The organism is Moraxella sp. 179-F 1C4 NHS (genome assembly GCF_045370505.1).
In the GTDB taxonomy this organism is placed as follows: Bacteria; Pseudomonadota; Gammaproteobacteria; order Pseudomonadales; family Moraxellaceae; genus Faucicola; species Faucicola tetraodonis.
The window spans coordinates 21240-38412 of the sequence record NZ_JBIQEC010000002.1 but is presented as its reverse complement, the minus strand read 5'-3'; the positions used below and the strand labels follow the sequence as shown (position 1 = coordinate 38412).

General features: G+C 44.7%; 14 protein-coding genes. 4 read left to right on the top strand and 10 right to left on the bottom strand.

Translation table 11 applies throughout. From position 1 onward, the window contains the following. Positions 1–154: 154 nt before the first annotated feature. The 5 genes from rplS to nhaD form a co-directional block, all read right to left on the bottom strand. The gene (rplS, locus tag ACH0AB_RS01180; RefSeq protein ID WP_007115984.1) at positions 155–535 is read right to left on the bottom strand and encodes a 50S ribosomal protein L19; all 381 of its coding nucleotides are present in this window, start codon (positions 533–535) and stop codon (positions 155–157) included. Positions 536–659: 124 nt separating this feature from the next. Further along, entirely contained in the window at positions 660–1430 is a 771-nt protein-coding gene (trmD, locus tag ACH0AB_RS01175) for a tRNA (guanosine(37)-N1)-methyltransferase TrmD (protein WP_224054647.1), read from the bottom strand. A 127-nt stretch (positions 1431–1557) separates the two neighbouring features. After that, positions 1558–2115 carry a ribosome maturation factor RimM gene (gene rimM / locus ACH0AB_RS01170; RefSeq protein ID WP_406876846.1) on the bottom strand — a complete coding sequence of 186 codons (558 nt, stop codon included), beginning with the start codon at positions 2113–2115 and terminating at the stop codon, positions 1558–1560. Between the two features lie 34 nt (positions 2116–2149). Then, positions 2150–2407, bottom strand: coding sequence for a 30S ribosomal protein S16 (gene rpsP, locus ACH0AB_RS01165; RefSeq protein WP_128681602.1), 258 nt, complete (start codon positions 2405–2407; stop codon positions 2150–2152). Positions 2408–2708: 301 nt separating this feature from the next. Beyond that, positions 2709–4172 (bottom strand): sodium:proton antiporter NhaD, encoded by a 1464-nt coding sequence (gene nhaD / locus ACH0AB_RS01160; protein ID WP_406876845.1) that lies wholly within the window; start codon positions 4170–4172, stop codon positions 2709–2711. Positions 4173–4319: 147 nt separating this feature from the next. Here nhaD and hisA point away from each other — a divergent pair, with 147 nt between their 5' ends. Further along, positions 4320–5069 (top strand): 1-(5-phosphoribosyl)-5-[(5-phosphoribosylamino)methylideneamino]imidazole-4-carboxamide isomerase, encoded by a 750-nt coding sequence (gene hisA / locus ACH0AB_RS01155; RefSeq protein WP_050325620.1) that lies wholly within the window; start codon positions 4320–4322, stop codon positions 5067–5069. Positions 5070–5076: 7 nt separating this feature from the next. Here the strand turns inward: hisA and ACH0AB_RS01150 are convergent, their stop codons facing one another. The 4 genes from ACH0AB_RS01150 to ACH0AB_RS01135 form a co-directional block, all read right to left on the bottom strand. Beyond that, positions 5077–5694 (bottom strand): alpha-ketoglutarate-dependent dioxygenase AlkB family protein, encoded by a 618-nt coding sequence (locus tag ACH0AB_RS01150; RefSeq protein WP_203172476.1) that lies wholly within the window; start codon positions 5692–5694, stop codon positions 5077–5079. 1 nt (position 5695) lies between these two features. Continuing rightward, positions 5696–6580 carry an alpha/beta fold hydrolase gene (locus tag ACH0AB_RS01145; RefSeq protein WP_406876844.1) on the bottom strand — a complete coding sequence of 295 codons (885 nt, stop codon included), beginning with the start codon at positions 6578–6580 and terminating at the stop codon, positions 5696–5698. Between the two features lie 137 nt (positions 6581–6717). After that, positions 6718–8583, bottom strand: coding sequence for an ABC transporter ATP-binding protein (locus ACH0AB_RS01140; protein ID WP_406876843.1), 1866 nt, complete (start codon positions 8581–8583; stop codon positions 6718–6720). A 224-nt stretch (positions 8584–8807) separates the two neighbouring features. Then, positions 8808–10880 (bottom strand): bifunctional 2',3'-cyclic-nucleotide 2'-phosphodiesterase/3'-nucleotidase, encoded by a 2073-nt coding sequence (locus ACH0AB_RS01135; RefSeq protein ID WP_406876842.1) that lies wholly within the window; start codon positions 10878–10880, stop codon positions 8808–8810. 331 nt (positions 10881–11211) lie between these two features. Here ACH0AB_RS01135 and ACH0AB_RS01130 point away from each other — a divergent pair, with 331 nt between their 5' ends. Next, positions 11212–13122, top strand: coding sequence for a bifunctional metallophosphatase/5'-nucleotidase (locus tag ACH0AB_RS01130; RefSeq protein WP_406876841.1), 1911 nt, complete (start codon positions 11212–11214; stop codon positions 13120–13122). Positions 13123–13238: 116 nt separating this feature from the next. Here the strand turns inward: ACH0AB_RS01130 and ACH0AB_RS01125 are convergent, their stop codons facing one another. Then, complete coding sequence (locus ACH0AB_RS01125; RefSeq protein WP_177343763.1) at positions 13239–13487, bottom strand: class III extradiol ring-cleavage dioxygenase family protein; 249 nt, start codon at positions 13485–13487, stop codon at positions 13239–13241. 604 nt (positions 13488–14091) lie between these two features. Here ACH0AB_RS01125 and ACH0AB_RS01120 point away from each other — a divergent pair. Both ACH0AB_RS01120 and ACH0AB_RS01115 read left to right on the top strand, forming a co-directional pair. Then, complete coding sequence (locus tag ACH0AB_RS01120; RefSeq protein WP_472797689.1) at positions 14092–16242, top strand: circularly permuted type 2 ATP-grasp protein; 2151 nt, start codon at positions 14092–14094, stop codon at positions 16240–16242. Between the two features lie 60 nt (positions 16243–16302). Then, complete coding sequence (locus ACH0AB_RS01115) at positions 16303–17154, top strand: transglutaminase family protein (RefSeq protein ID WP_406876840.1); 852 nt, start codon at positions 16303–16305, stop codon at positions 17152–17154. The last annotated feature ends 19 nt before the right edge of the window (positions 17155–17173 follow it).

Sequence of the window (17173 nt, the reverse complement as noted above, 5' to 3'; positions counted from 1 at the left end):
TTTCGCAAAATAATTTCAAGTTTTTAAAAATTCCTTCTTAACAAAAAAACCCCAAACTAAAAAATTTGGGGTTTTTGCTTTTTTGGTGTTGATTAAACCATGACAATCAAAGTTTAACCCATTTAGGCAGATAATAAATAACGCAGTTAAAGCCTTAAGCTTGCGCTTCTTCTTTACGCACTGACAGTTTTTCACGGATACGTGCTGATTTACCAGAACGGTCACGTAGGTAGTAAAGTTTGGCACGGCGTACATCACCACGACGTTTTACTTCAATTTTTGCAATTTGTGGTGAATGGGTTTGGAACGCACGCTCAACACCTACACCACTAGAGATTTTACGTACGGTAAACGCAGAGTTTAAGCCGCGGTTACGTTTAGCGATAACAACACCTTCAAATGCTTGTAGACGCTCACGGTCGCCTTCACGCACTTTTACTTGTACGACAACAGTGTCACCAGGACCAAAACTTGGTACGTCTTGCTTAAGCTGGCTGTTTTCGATTTGTTGAACCAAAGGATGTTTGTTACTCATGAGATTTTCTCCTCTCACTGGGGACAGAGGCTAAGCTGACTAAAGTTAGTTGGCGTCAGCAAACGCGCATACTCCCCGCTAATTTTATGTGCCTTGATAGCAATCGACACGATTAGGGCATCCGTCAAGTGGATGAATCTGGGTTGCTGTCTTTAGCAGATTGCGCTGCTTCTGTCAGCCATTTTTGTTGCTGTTTGGTTGGCACAAATGCTTGCCACAAATCAGGACGTCTTAACTGGGTGCGTGTTGCCTGCTGAATAAATCGCCACTTGGCGATGTTGGCATGATGCCCTGACAACAGCACGTCAGGCACTTTCATCCCTTGATATTCAGTTGGTTTAGTATATTGTGGACAATCGAGCAAGCCATCCACGAAGGAGTCTTGCTGCGCCGATAAATCATCGCCCATCACATTGGGCAATCGGCGTATCACACTATCCATCAACACCATCGCAGGCAATTCGCCCCCTGTCAGCACGTAATCACCAATTGAGCACTCAATATCGACATACTGACTCAGTAGTCTTTCATCAATGCCTTCATAACGACCGCATAACAAAATCAAGCCGTCATATTGGCAAAAATCAAGCACCCTGCTTTCGCTCAGTGTCTTGCCTTGTGGCGACAAATACACCACAGGACAGGTTTTACCGCGCGCATTGGCTTGCGTTTTGGCGTAGTCGATGGCTTTTTGTAACGGCTCTGCCATCATCACCATGCCAGGACCACCCCCAAACGGACGCTCATCGATACGCCGATAATTGTCTGTGGTAAAGTCTCTTGGGTTAATCAGCAAGATTTCCGCTTGCTTGCGAGCCAGCGCCCGCCCAGTGATGCCAAAATCAGTAATACTAGCAAACATTTCGGGCAAAATGGTTATTACCGCAAAAAACATACGCTACACTCACTTTAGCTTGGCATTAACAACGCCTTGTTGATTGACAAACTTTCATCGAATAAATGCTAAGTGCCCGTCAGGGATGAGTACGCAAATGTTAATCATCAATGCAAGGTATCAACGTTTAATAATCACTGCCCCAATCGACCATCAGGGTTTGCTCGGCTAAATTTACCTCGCCAATGGTCTGTTTGTGCCAAGGAATCAGTCTTTCTTCGCCATCCACACTATCGGCAGTCGGCTCGACTACCATAATGGCATGTGCCCCTGTTTCAAACAGCTCTTTTACACGTCCTAAAATGACATTTTCTGACTGGCTAATCACCGTCAAACCAATCAAATCTGACCAATAATATTCGTCTTCTGCAAGCTCAGACAGATTGTTTTTTTCTGCCCAAAGGCTCACGCCAAACATAGTTTCTGCGATATTGCGGTCGGGTACTTCGTTAAGTTGTACCACGTAGCCTTTACCTTGTTGTCGCCAGTTTTTTACCGTTAAGGTCTTTTGACCCATGGCAGTATTGATGACCCAAGGCTGCATATGAAATATCGCTTCACGGTCTTCAGTAAGGCTAAATACCCATAGCCAGCCATGAATGCCATAAGGCTTTTTTAGCTCGCCGATTTTAAACAGCGATGCGTTAGCCTCATTGGTATGCAAGTCTGTCGGTTGTTTTGCCATATTAAAGTCCGCTGTACCTAATTTTTATAAAAAATTAAGCAGTTGCTTGTGCTTTGCTAGCTGCTTTAAATAAAGCGGCAACACGGTCAGAAGGTTGTGCACCTTTGTTAATCCATGCTTGGTAAGCGTCAGCGTTGATACGTACTGGCACTTCTTGACCTTGCGCTAGTGGGTTAAAGAACCCGATGTTTTCGATGTAACGACCGTCACGGGCATTGCGTGAGTCGGTTACCACGATTTGATAAAATGGGCGTTTTTTCGCACCACCGCGTTGTAAACGGATAACTACCATAATGTTCTCTCTGTGAATGCAATCAATTGAATCTAGTTCAGTGGTTAGAGCCTAAAAGACCCAAACAATTGAAAAAACGGCATAAATACAGTTTTAGCAAAGTTTAGGTACACCAAAAAGGGCAATAGTTTAGCATATTTTTATCAAAATCAATAGCTTTTTGGGGTAAATTTTGACTTTTTATATTTAGCGCAAGTTTAATCACATTGAAGCTATGCCATCACCCACCAGTCCATAAAACCAGTCCATAAAAAAGGCGCAAATGAGCGCCTTTTTTATGCTTGAATAGCCAATTATCGTATTATCTTATCATCGTTTCAATCAGCACATACACCCCTGCCCCGACCAGATAGCCAATCAGTGCAAGCCAAGTGATTTTTTTCATGTACCACATAAACGGAATTTTCTCCATGCCCATCGCTGCCACGCCTGCCGCCGAGCCGATAATCAAACAGCTACCGCCTGTCCCCGCACAATAAGCCAAAAACTCCCAAAACATGCCATCTTGACGAAACAGCTCAAGGCGCGCCGCTTCAGATGCCGCCGCTTGCGCGATACTGGCATCGGTGGTCAGCGGATACATATTCATTGCCCCTGCTACCAAAGGCACGTTGTCCACGATTGAGGATAACAAGCCAATCATGACATTGATGACATATACATTGCCAAAAGTGGCATCCAGCCATTTTGCTACATCACCGAGTATGCCCGCAGTGGCAAGCGCTGCCACCGCCAATAAAATACCGAGGAAAAATAAAATACTGGGAATATCAATACGGCTTAATACGCCTTCAACCCCGATACGCTCACGGATATAATGATCTTGGTGACGGTGCATGATTTCAGTGACCATCCACAGTACTGCCAAGCCAAACAACACGCCGACATAAGGGGGCAAATGGGTAATGGTTTTAAAAATTGGCACAAATGCCAATGCACCCAAGCCCAGCAGTAACACTGTCATGCGCGTTTTTTGACTGATGCTGTCTTGGGCATTTGATTTGATGGTAGCACGTAGGCTTTCGATACGCTGCTCTATAGGCATACTAGCCAATTCACTGTCAGATTCTTGTCCGCTTGGCAGTACAGGCGCAGTCATGGTTTGACCCTTTAGCTGCATCATCACCAAACCCATGGGGATTAGTGTACATACGATACTTGGGATAAACACATTTGCCATAATACCCGTTGCGGTAATCTGCCCGCCAATCCATAGCATGGTGGTGGTGACATCACCCACAGGTGACCAAGCGCCGCCTGCATTGGCCGCAATCACAATAAGACCTGCAAAATACCATCGCATTTTTTGGTCATCGATGATTTTTGACACCAGTGATACCATTACAATGGTGGTGGTTAAGTTATCGAGTAACGATGAGAGAAAAAAGGTGATAATCGTAATAATGGCGAGTAATTTACTGGCATTTTTGGTATGGATTTTATCGGTAATCACTCGAAAGCCATCATGCGCATCAATCAGCTCAACAATCGCCATCGCCCCCATCAAGAAGAACAAAATCTCGGCGATTTCTGCCAAATGCTCACGTAACTGCTCGCCGACAAAATGCAAGGAATCTTGATGATTGGCAAGACTGGCGGTCACCGAATGGTTGGCAACAAGCGTATCGATACCAAAGCTCAGCAGTACCCATAACGCAATCGCAGTCAGTAGCGCGCTGGCAGCTTTGTTGACATGGATGTTATGCTCAAAGGCAATCGCCATATACCCTAATATAAAAATCCCTGCTATCACCACGTATAACATTACCCCTCCCCCTGTGATGCTAATACCCACATGCAAAATATCTTAACCTTAGTTGGCATTATACGGTAAAATTATCGCCAAATTCTAGCGACACACATTTTGACCACCCTAGCTCAACTTTGCGCCAACCGACAACAGGACAACCCCATGACGACGTTATCAACTACGCCAACTTTAATTATCCCTGCCATTGACCTTAAAGACGGCAAATGTGTCCGCCTAAAACAAGGGCGTATGGAAGACGATACCGTATTTAGTGATGACCCTGTCGCAATGGCAAGCCGCTGGGTAAAAGAAGGCGCTCGACGCCTGCATTTAGTGGATTTAAACGGTGCTTTCGATGGTGTGCCGGTGCATAAAGACGTCGTCACCGCGATTGCCAAAGCCTACCCAAATTTACCCATTCAACTCGGTGGCGGTATCCGTAGCCTTGATACCATCCGTCATTATTTAGAAGCGGGTTTGACCTATATTATTATCGGTACCAAAGCAGTCGAACAACCTGAATTTGTTGAACAAGCGTGTCAAGAATTTGCCGGTCATATCATTGTAGGTATTGATGCCAAAGACGGCATGGTAGCGACGCATGGCTGGGCAAATGTGACCGACGTTAAAGCGGTGGATTTGGCAAAACGCTTTGCCGATGCAGGCGTATCTTCTATCGTCTATACCGATATTGCGCGTGATGGCATGATGCAAGGCGTCAATGTCGAGCAAACGGTCAACTTGGCAAAAGAAGGCGGTATTCCGGTGATTGCCTCAGGTGGGGTAACGGACTTACAAGACATCGAAAATCTAAAACCCTACAGTGATTATCTTGAAGGTATCATTACAGGGCGTGCTATTTATGAAGGTACTCTCGACATTGCTGCGGCGCAGGCGCTTCTCGATAGCTAAATGATCTTTAATTCGCTATATGACGGAAGGTCAGATTAATTCTACCTTCCGTTACTTTTTTGGTTTTAGGCAGGCTGTGTAACCAATGGCGCTGGGTTTGTCCGCGCATGACAATCAGCTGTCCATTTTGCAAGGGAATCTCGACTTTTTCCTTGGTGATGCGGTGCTTGAATACAAATTTACGGGTTGCCCCTAGTGAGACAGACGCGATAATGGGCTCATTACCCAGTTCGCTTTCATTATCGGCATGGTAGCCCATACCATCATCGCCTGTGGGGTAATAATTAAACAAACAAGCGTTAAAATTTGCGCTCATCTGTTGCTCAGCCAGCAGCAGTTCTATGTGCTGTTTTAATGCCAAAACATCTGCTGTCCAAGGCGTTGCCGTCTTACGTTGTCCAGAATAGTGATAATCGTTTTCACTCATCCACACGATTTGGCGGTGGGTGACATGGGTTTTGCCAAAAATTGTGACAACGTCATGCTGCCAAGGTAACTGCGTTAAAAAATGCCGATAAAGGGCATTGGGCTCATAAGCAGGGCTGTCAAAAACCTGCCCAAAATCATTGACAATGCCATCGTAGGGCAACAAATTCTCGTTGGGATTGGCGGCAAATAAACTCATGTTAGCTTGTCAACTTTAGCTTTTGAAAAATGAGCTTGGCGCATAATTCTGGTGCTTCAAGTGGCAGTAAATGTCCATAGTCATTGAGCACCGTCATTTGCTCCTTGGGCACGAATGTATCCCACATTTGGCGCACTTGTTGACTGATAAACATCGACGGCTTACCGATGATTAACTGCACAGGCACTTTGTTGTCGGCAATAAGCTGTTGTAATGGCTTCATAATCAGCGGTGTACCAAAATAATTGGCGAGTTCTTGCTTGGGTGAAAAACGTAGCGTGAATTCAGCCTGCTCACCTGCCTCTAGACTATTTTTGGCATAGGTTAAAAGGTGTTCATCAGTGATACGTTTGTACGCTTTATGACGGCGAAGAAACTGATAATACGCATCCACACTGCCCCAGTTGGCTTGTTTGACTTGGGTACTTTTAAAGGGTTCTCGGGTCATTTTCACCATGCGTGGCACCAGGCTGTAAAGCTTGCCTTGCTGGTTGGTAAAGGTGACAGGCTCAAGCAAGTAAAGCGCGCTAAACAAATCTGGGCGTTTGGCGGCTGCGATAGTGGTAGCAGTTGCCCCTTGTGAATGCCCGATACCGATGACGGGCTTGCCGTCTCGCTCTGCTAGGGTGGCTTGCAAGAACTCAATCAGGACATCGGCATCTTGTTCCCGCGTCAGCGCGTTTTCGGTCGGTTTATCGTACCACTCACCCCGCATGGTTAGCGCGGTGATGTTAAGATGTTGCGCTAAGTCGCTCAAGAGTGGCTCATAGACGCCTAGAGCAAAGCCGTTACCGCCGTAAAAATGGGCAGTCTGGCTAGCGGTGGGGTTTTTGATGTTATAGTATTTGGCGTTTTTGCCATTTAGCTTGATGCATTGTTCTTCCATGCCAATTGTCCTAATTAATCACTTAGTCACTTGATTATAAGACCCAGTGAAAAGTTATGACTAAGCCTTTTGTGACTTGCCATTCACGCTTGCCGTTGGGTGGTATCAAATCTAGCGTAAGTTAGCACTGCCTTTATTTAATCATCTTCGCCAAGAAAACCGCCACTTTGTCTTGCCCATAATTTGGCATATACACCATTTTGAGCTAAAAGCTGGGCATGGCTGCCTTGTTCGACAATTTGCCCTCTATCCATCACTACCAATCTATCCATCGACGCAATTGTCGATAATCGGTGAGCAATCGCAATCACGGTCTTGCCTGCCATCATATCGTTAAGGCTGTCAGTGATGGCGTATTCCACTTCGCTATCGAGTGCTGAGGTCGCTTCATCGAGCAGCAGAATCGGGGCATTTTTGAGCATCACACGGGCGATGGCAATGCGCTGGCGTTGTCCGCCCGAGAGCTTGACCCCTCGTTCACCGACTTGGGTATCCAAGCCGACATTGCCTTTTGCGTCGCTTAAATGTTGGATAAACTCCCACGCATGCGCTTGTTTGGCGGCGCTGATGATTTGCTCATCGGTGGCATCTGGGCGACCATAGGCAATATTTTCTCGCACGGTGCGGTGTAGTAATGAGGTATCTTGAGTGACCATGCCAATTTGTTGGCGTAAGCTCTCTTGGGTGACATCGCTAATGTTTTGATTATCAATCAAAATCGCGCCCCCATCGACATCATAAAAACGCAGTAGCAAATTCACCAAGGTTGATTTACCTGCCCCAGAGCGCCCCACTAGACCAATTTTTTCACCTGCTTTAATTTCAAGGTTAAAATCATCGAGTAGTTTTTGCTTGGCATCAGTGTCATTGGTTTTATTGCCACTGCGACCATAATTAAAATCGACATGGCTAAATTTGATTTCGCCTTGCGTGATGAGTAAATCCCTAGCATTCGGCTTATCTACCACGGTATGCGGTTTTGACAAGGTTTTCATGCCGTCCTGCACGGTACCGATATTCTCAAACAATGCCGCCGTTTGCCACATTATCCAATGGGTCAAGCCGTTAAGACGCATCGCCATCGCAGTCGCTGCCGCAATCGCCCCCACGCTTAGGCCATTGTAATACCACAGGTACAAACCGAGCGCTACCGTAGTACCGACCAATACCACATTAATCAAATGATTGACCAGCTCAAGGCGGGACACCCAGCGCATTTGGTCATGCACCGTATCCAAAAACTGGCTCATCGCATCTTTGGCATAAGTTAGCTCACGGCGAGAGTGGCTAAATAATTTTACCGTCGTGATATTGGCATACGCATCCGTAATCCGCCCTGTCATCAAGGCACGGGCATCGGCTTGGCGACTGGCAGAGTTTTTAAGCTTGGGGATAAAATACGCCACAGTGGCAAAGAACATCACCATCCATAACAGAAATGGGATGAGTAACCAACCATCAAGGTGAAATAAAATAATGCCACTACTGACAAAATACACCAATACATACACCAGCATATCGGCAATGGTCATAATGGTATCGCGCACCGCAAGCGCGGTTTGCATTACCTTGGCAGACACCCGACCGGAAAACTCGTCTTGATAAAACTGCATGGATTGACCGAGCATTTGACGATGAAAACGCCAACGCATCTGCATCGGGAACACGCCTTGTAGTGTCTGAAAATGAATCAGCGAACTTAACCCAACCAAAATCGGGCTGACCACCAACACGGCCGCCATCATTAGCAAACTATCGCCTTTTTCTGTCCACAGATTAGCGGGCGTATAAGCACCCAGCCAGTTGACGATATCGCCAATCCACTTGTACAGTAGCGACTCATACACGCCTATCAAGCCCGTCAAGAACATGAAGGCAAAAATCCAACCCCGCAAACCCTTAGTACACGCCCACAGAAACTTCAGAAAATTATCCGTCGGTAGGTTGTAATTGTCTTCTGGATAGACTTCCAGACGATTTTCAAAAAAACGAAATAAACCCATAATTGATTATCAGTAGTTTAAAATTATCTGTGTTATTTTAGCAGATATTGAGTATAAAAACTGTCATTGGCAGTGGTTCGCTACAATCCTTTACAGTCAAACAAACAAATTTTAAGTAAGTAATTCTATGTTTATCAAACCATTTATTCACCATTTAGCACCGATAAAAAAGCCATTAGCAGATACTAATGGCTGTGTGACAATAAGCTAAACTAACAGCGTGGTTATTTTGACAAATCAATGGCATACAAGGCCAAGCCTTTATTACTGCCATCATCGGCACTGATTTGTGTGATATTAGTAATGCCCGCTTCTTGAGCCAGCGCGAGTTTATTGGGCGCTGATTTAAACGTCACTTGACCTGCCGTTGGTACTTTGACAAATTGCCAGCTACGGAAACTGCCGTTATTGGCGCGTGTCAAGTTCGCTGCCTGTTTGATATAGCCAATTAAAACATCGCGGTTGGCATCGGGAGATGCATAAACCAGCGTACTATTAATATTGTAATATTTTGGTAGGCCTTCCGCACGGTAGTTGTTGGTTGCGATGATAAATTCAGCCGTGGGATTGATGGGCGCGCCTTTGTACGTCAAATTCTGAATACGATTGTTGACGGGTTTGGTTACGTCAATTTGATATTTGATATCTGGCGAGGAAAACATATCAAAATTATAACCTGCAAAAGTGCTAACTAATGCTTGGGGCGTGGTTTTGGTTGGGTCGATTTGGTTAAAGCGTTGTGCGGCATTTTCTAACCATTTTTTAATATCATTCCCTGTCACTTTGACCGCATACACCGTGTTTGGATACAAATATAAGTCTGCCGCATTATTGATGGCGATAGGACCTTTAGCCACGTCTGTATAGTCTGAGCCACCTGCAAAACCTGATTTAAATGGCGCACTTACTGATAGCACAGGGATATCTTTGTACTGTGGCAGATTGGCTTGGACATAATCGCTCACGTAGCTGGCTTGTGCTTGGTTGACCACTTGAATCGCTGACACATCGCCCACATCGGCAAAGTAAGTACTCAAATTGAAATCTGAGGTGCCAATCGGGGTTTTGACATATTCAATTGTGGCTTCGTGTTCCTTGGTAATCAAGCTGGCGATAGTCGGATCGGCAACTACATAGGATTTATCGGCGTTTTGGGTGCTGCGGCTTTCAACTTTGGTACCTGCTTTATTGACGACCCATTTGGTGCCGTCATAAGTCAGATCCAATTTAATCACGCCAAGGTTTTTGCCCCAATAACCTGCTTGTGCAGTCGGTACACCGTTGACCAAGCCGTTGACTTTATCCACGCCTGATGCATTAAAGGCTGCTGCTGTGCTCTTAGCGTCTGGGAACACTTGGTGGCTATGACCCATAAACATGGCATCGACACCGGCAACTTGTGACAGATAGTAGCTGGCATTTTCCATCGTTGGGCTATAGGGCGCGATATCTAGACCCCCATGTGATAGCAGGACCACGATATCGGCGCCGTTTTTACGCATTTCTGGGATGTATTTTTCCGCCATTTCTTTGGCGCCTTGGGTATAAACTTTGCCGTCAAGGTAGCGTTTATCCCAATTCATAATACCAGGGGTTGTAAAGCCAATCACGCCGACTTTGACAGGCACTTGTACGGTTTTACCATCCGGCGCTGTTGCGGTAAAGGTTTTGGTGATGATTTGATAGGGCTTAAATAGCGGCTCTTTAGTTTTGTTACTAAATACGTTGGCAAGCACCAATGGGAAGTTAGGACCTTTACAAGCCGTGGTTGTCGTTACCCCATCCACTTTGAGCTGACTACCCGTCACTTGATTCAAGAAATCTAGACCATAATTGAATTCATGGTTGCCAATGGTACCGGCATCCACTTTTAATTGATTTAGCACTTTATATGTTGCAAGCGTTTGGTCACAGCTAATGCGTTTGATTTGCGCTTGATAATCCGCCAAGGCTGTACCTTGAATGGTATCGCCGTTATCGAGTAGCACATTGTTTGGATATTCTTTACGCGCATCATTAATCAGCGTGGCAGTACGCTCAAGCCCGATTGATTTGTCTTCAGCTAGCTTAAAATAATCATAGCTGAGCAAATTAGTGTGTAAGTCAGTGGTCTCAAGTAGGGCTACTGTCAGCTTGGTGTTTTGCTGAATCGTGGGTTTAGGGTCAGCACTTGAACTGTCATTGTCATTGTTACAAGCACTGATAGTCATACTGATGATCGTAATACAGGCAATACCACCTAGATTTTTTAGGCTACCTAGATTTTTTAAAGTAAAAGCGGGGATGGCATTAGACATGGCGAAGTCTCAAATTTGTGATTTTGAATATGAAAATACCGCAAAACAGATAAGGCGTTTCGATAAAAACGCTAAAAGCATAGGCAACATAAATGACATTTATATGACGCTTTGACGATAAATTGATGATAAAGTTTATCCATTTTGCGCGCAGACTATCGATACCAATCGACTAAGAAACCCTGTTAAAAGTTTGAACCATCACCTTAAAAATCTATACACCGATTCACCAAAATGTCATAACTATATGTTAAAAATTATTAAGATTTCTTTCTTTTTTGCAACGAATCCTTTTAACTCAATTTTCTTTTTAACTCAATTAGGCTTCCCCATGAAAACATCTCTGAAACTATCGGCATTAGCCACGAGTATGTTATTGAGTGTTACAGGCTGTAATAGCGAAACCGACAACGTTACTTATACACCTGTTACCATTAATATCGCTCACATCAATGACCATCATTCCCATTTAGAGGCAGACACCAGCCAAACTTTTAATTTCAATGGCGAGTCATACCAAGCAGAACTCGGTGGTTTCTCTCGAGTCGCGCAAGTTTTTGCAGATTTAGCACAGCAATATGTCAACCAGAACTTCCTAAAACTGCATGCGGGTGATGCTTTGACGGGTACTAGCTACTATAGTTTTTATCAAGGCGCAGCCGATGCCGATGCCATGAACAGTATTTGTTTTGATGCGTTTGAATTGGGCAATCATGAATTTGATGATGGTGATGCAACTTTGAAAGGCTTTATCGATCGCCTACATACTGGCAGCTGTCAGACGCCTGTACTCGCTGCCAATGTCGTGGCAAAAGTTGGTACACCGCTTGCGCCAAAAACATCGACTGATTACCTCAAGCCTTATACCATCAAGCAGACGAAAGAAGGCGTTAAAATCGGGATTATTGGCGTTAATATCAAAGGTAAAACCCAAAATTCTTCTCGTCCACTGAGCACCACCCAAATCCTAGAAGAACAAGCAACCGCCCAAAAATATATTGATGAGCTGAAAAATCAAGGTATTGAACATATTGTGTTATTGAGTCATCTTGGCTATGACAACGATATCAAAATCGCCAAGAATCTCACCGGCGTGGATGTCATTATCGGTGGCGATTCGCATACCTTATTGGGTAGTTATAACTCATATGCGACCAATAATTTTGGCTCGCAAGGTAAATACCCAACCATCACCACCAACAAAAACGGTGAAACTGTCTGTATTGGGCAAGCCTGGGAATACAGCAAAGCGGTCGGCTTGATGAACATTAGTTTTAATGACAAAGGCAGTGTCGCAAGCTGTACAGGCTCAACCATCTTGCCAATCAGCAATACCCTGCAAAAGCTTAATACCGCCACTGGTAAATATGAAGCAATGGCAGAAGCCACTAACCAATCAGTCGTCGCTCAGTTAGCAAATAATAAAGCATATTTGTTAAAGCAAGATGTACTGTTGCCAGTCACGCCGAATCCGACGACACAAAACATCATCAATGGTTATAAAACCCAACTGTCAACCAAATTGGCAGAAAAAATTGGCGTCGCCAATGATACCTTCTGTTTGGTTCGTGTCCCAGGTACCAGTAATTCAGCCACCAAAGTCGGCTGTGAATACAGCGCCAAATACGCCAAAGGTAGTGATGCAGCACAACTGGTAGCAAAAGCTTTCTTAAATGCCAGCTTACGGGCTGATTTTTCATTACAAAACGCAGGTGGTGTGCGTGAGGCGTTGATGAAAGGCGATGTGACCAACCAAACCGCTTATACCATCTTGCCATTTAGCAATACCTTAGTGAATCTGAATATCACAGGACGCGAAGTCGTCGCTGCCCTAGAAGACGCGGTTAAAAATGCGAGTTTTGGTATTGACGGTCAAGCACCATCAACAGGTGCGCACCCTTATGCCGATGGCTTGCGTTGGGACTTACGTCTTAATCAAGACTATGGGCAACGTGTCGTCAATGTTGAAGTGCGTGACCGCAATACAGGTGTTTGGTCGCCGATTGATCCTACCAAAACCTATGTAATGGTGACCAATGATTATATCGCTAGCGGTAAAGATGGTTATTTGACGCTTGCGCCTATCTTTGCCGACGCAAACCGTGTCGAAGACACTAAGCTACTTTATACCCAATCTTTGGTTGATTACATCAAAAAAACAGGCACATTAACCCTACCAAACCGCGCAGACTACTCTCATAAATCCGTGGTTACCAAAGCAGGTGTGACCTTACTGCCATAATATTTGAAATCGTATGCATTAATTCATTGATTGATGGTAACGTTGATTTCCTCCCTCAAGAGAGGGATAAAAATAACAAGGCAAATTTACTGCGGTTAATTTGCCTTTTTTATCCACTAATCAAACCAATAAATATCCATACCCAGATTGTAGTGAGCAAAGCTTTCATGCACCACCGACATCACATCCCCTGCCCCTCGGGCAAAAAATACAGGCAATAAATGCTCAGGCGTTGGGTGATTTTGGCGAGCAAAGCTATGCGTCTGCCAATCAAACATCGTTTTATCATTGGCTTTTAGCTGATCTATTAGCCAGTATTTAAAGCTTTTGGCTTGCGGCTCAATCTGTTGGCTGTTAAAACGCACATTGTACAAGTTAGATATTGACTATTGCTATTAGTATGCGCATTATCTGATGATGTATTGCAATAATTTTTAATAAAAAAATTTTTTCATATAACAATTTAGGGCGTGTCCCTAATTCGGAACAAAGTATTTTTAATGGCCTAAAAATGCCTAAATCTGGCAAAACTGCGTTAAATTGTTTGACAATATTCCAATATTATCTGCACAATTTGCCTTGTTTTGCTGGCGATTTAGTCTATTTTTAGTCTCATTATCCAAATAGGGACACGCCCTAGTAGAAAAATATTGGTTTAATTTTTCACCAAACTATTTCTCTTGCATCAGTTTGGTTCATTGCATATTTTTTTATGCCCCTATGGCATAGATTTTTTGTTTTACACTGCACCAACTTCAATAATTCGATTAATTTTGGTGCAAAATTGAGCGATTTTTAATCTATTTTTCAACTATTTAACTTTTTTTACTTTGTTTTTTTTGGCATGAAACTTGATGAATTAATTGATAAATCATCTAATAAATTGTCTATAGCATAATTTATCAAGAAAATGTCTGCCATCGTGAGGCAAAAACTATTTCATCTTTCGTCATGAATAAGGAGCCAATAATGCCAATTGCCAAAGCATTTGATGAACTGCAACTCGCCGATGGGCAATATAGACCTTCGGCACAACAGGTGGGTGCTTGGCTTCAAGAGATGAATTCAGACACGTTAATTAGTTTGAATAACCAAGCATCGGATATTTTTTATCGCCGCGGTGTGACCTTCACTGTATATAGCGATGCCAGCAACATTGAGCGCATGATACCCTTTGATATCATCCCGCGCATCATTGACATTCAAGAATGGCAAGTGATGGAACAAGGCTGCCAACAACGTATCCGCGCGCTCAATCAATTTATCCATGATATCTATCACGAACAGACGATTGTCAAAGAAGGCATTGTGCCAAGCGAGTTTGTGTTTAAAAATAGTGGCTACGAGCCGTGGATGCTGGGTATCAACTTGGATAAACCCGTCTATGCCCATATTAGCGGCATTGATTTGATTCGCGACCAGCACGGACAATATTGTGTGCTTGAGGACAACTTACGCACCCCTTCTGGCGTCTCTTATATGCTCGAGAGCCGCAATGTGTCGCAAACCTTACTAAGCAAGCTCTACCAATCTCAATCGGTGTTACCGGTGGCGGACTATCCAAAACGGTTAAAGGCGTGTCTATCGAGCACCACCAACAAATACGACCCACAAATCGTGGTACTCACCCCAGGACGTTTTAACAGTGCGTACTACGAACATGCGTTTTTGGCGCGTGAGATGAATGTGCCCTTGGTGCATGGCTATGATTTGATTGTAGAAAACAACCATGTCTACATCCAAGGGGTGCGCGGCAAGGTACAAGTGGATGTGATTTATCGCCGTATTGACGACCCATTTTTGGATCCGTTGGCGTTTTTACCCGATTCAATCTTGGGGGTGTCAGGGCTGATGAGTGCGTATCGCGCAGGCAATGTGGTGATAACCAACGCCCCAGGCACAGGCATTGCTGACGATAAAAGCCTTTATCCATTTGTACCCAAGATAATTGAGTATTATTTGGGTGAAAAACCGATTTTACCCAATGTGCAAACCTATCAATGCAGTGATGCCGATGAGTTGGCATATGTGCTCGACCATATGCCAGAGTTGGTGATTAAAGAAACGCAGGGCTCGGGAGGTTATGGGATGTTGATAGGACCGACGTCAAGCAAAGAACAAATTGCCGCTTACCGCAAACGTTTACTAGACAACCCAGCAGGGTTTATCGCCCAGCCGACCATTAGCTTGTCCACCAACCCAACCGCGGTTGCCAGTGGCATCGCACCGCGCCATATTGATTTGCGTCCTTTTGTATTGTCACATGGCGATGGCACAGTGGATATTGTACCAGGCGGATTGACACGAGTGGCAATGACCGAAGGCTCATTGGTGGTCAACTCATCCCAAGGCGGCGGGGTAAAAGACACTTGGGTGGTCGATACCGTCAATGGCAAACTCAGCGGCAAACAAGGCAGCGCTCATTTGGGCACCATTCAAACCAACCATGAACGAAAATCGCAATCATCGACTTTATTGGCGTATGAAAATATCAACCATAATCGCTTAATTTTACTGTTATCAACAGCGAGCTACTTAGTGTGGCTAGGGCGATACAGTGAGCGCTTACGCTACTATGAACAAATCATTACACGGCTGTCAAATGACCAGTGCAGCCAAACAGATGTCGATGCAATCGTGCACAATCTTGGCTTGCCGATTTCAGCCGATGCTGATGCCCTATATGACTATCTTGCCAACAACAAGGTGCCAGAAACCATTGGCTTTATCGAGCAAAATGTCCAAGATGTCAAAGGCGTTATTGGCAAAGATACGGCTGAACTTTATAACCTCATCAAACGGTTAGCCAATACGGGAGCGTACCGCGCTGCTAGCCTACAGCTCTATGCCTGCAATGCGTCGATGCAACAAGAAAACCCGATTGTGGTCACATTTTGGCAACTCGGACAATGTTTTGAATCGCTGGACTGTCATATATTGATGAAAAAAGATTGCCGTGAGTGCGTGCAAAAACTTAAAGAAGTTGTTAATACCTTGCCAGAAAACACCCGCTGGCGTGAGCTGGATCGATTGGTCAATCAACTGTTAAAGTCTAATCAACCCAAAGATTTTCAGTCACTATCGGGCGCGTTTTCAAATATTTTACAGCAAGGTGTATAAGCCAAATCTATTAGATGACTACCATCATTTTGACAAAAATAAGCAGTTAGTGAGAGTACAATGAGACTTATAATCAGCCACCAAACCAATTATTTTTATGAACAACTTGCCTTACGCAGTGTGCAATACATCCGCATGACGCCGATGACACTACCCCACCAAACTATCCATAACTGGCAAGTGATGCTGCCTAAAGTCGCACAAATGCAAACGGACGGCTTTGGCAACCAATGGCTCACCCTAAGCCGTCACGAACCGCACAACAACTTGCAAATTCAAGCCTTTGGTGAAGTAGAAATTAACGCTGATACCCTATTTATCCCTGACAATCAGCAAGTGCCGTATCAGATTTTTGCCGTACCCACCAAGCTGACCCAATGCTCCGAAGCCATGCGTGACTTTGCCCATGACGCGCTTGAGCAGTTTTTGCAAAGTGAGGACATTGATGCGCAGTTAGCTATCCTCAAATCATTGGCAAAAGACTTGCTCAATAAAATGCCCTATACCAAAAGCGTGACCCATGTCGGCACCACAGCAGAGCAAGCGTTTGCGATGGCGGCTGGGGTGTGCCAAGACCATACCCATGTATTTTTGGCGCTGCTACGGGATAAAGGCATTGCAGCGCGCTATGTATCGGGTTATATTTATGAAGCGACCCAAGCGCATATGGCAAGCCATGCATGGGCAGAGGTCTGGCTTGCGGGTAATTGGTACACCTTTGATATCTCTAACCAACATTTTACCCCCAACTCCCATGTCTACATCGCCTTTGGGCGTGACTATGCCGATGCGGCGCCAGTGCGCGGGGTGAGAACAGGGGGCGGTGACGAGCGACTGTATAGTCAAGTCATGGTATCTACAAGCCCCCAGTACATACCGCAGCTTAACGCGCAGTTTGCAGCGCAGCAGTAATTTGCCACTATTAATTCAC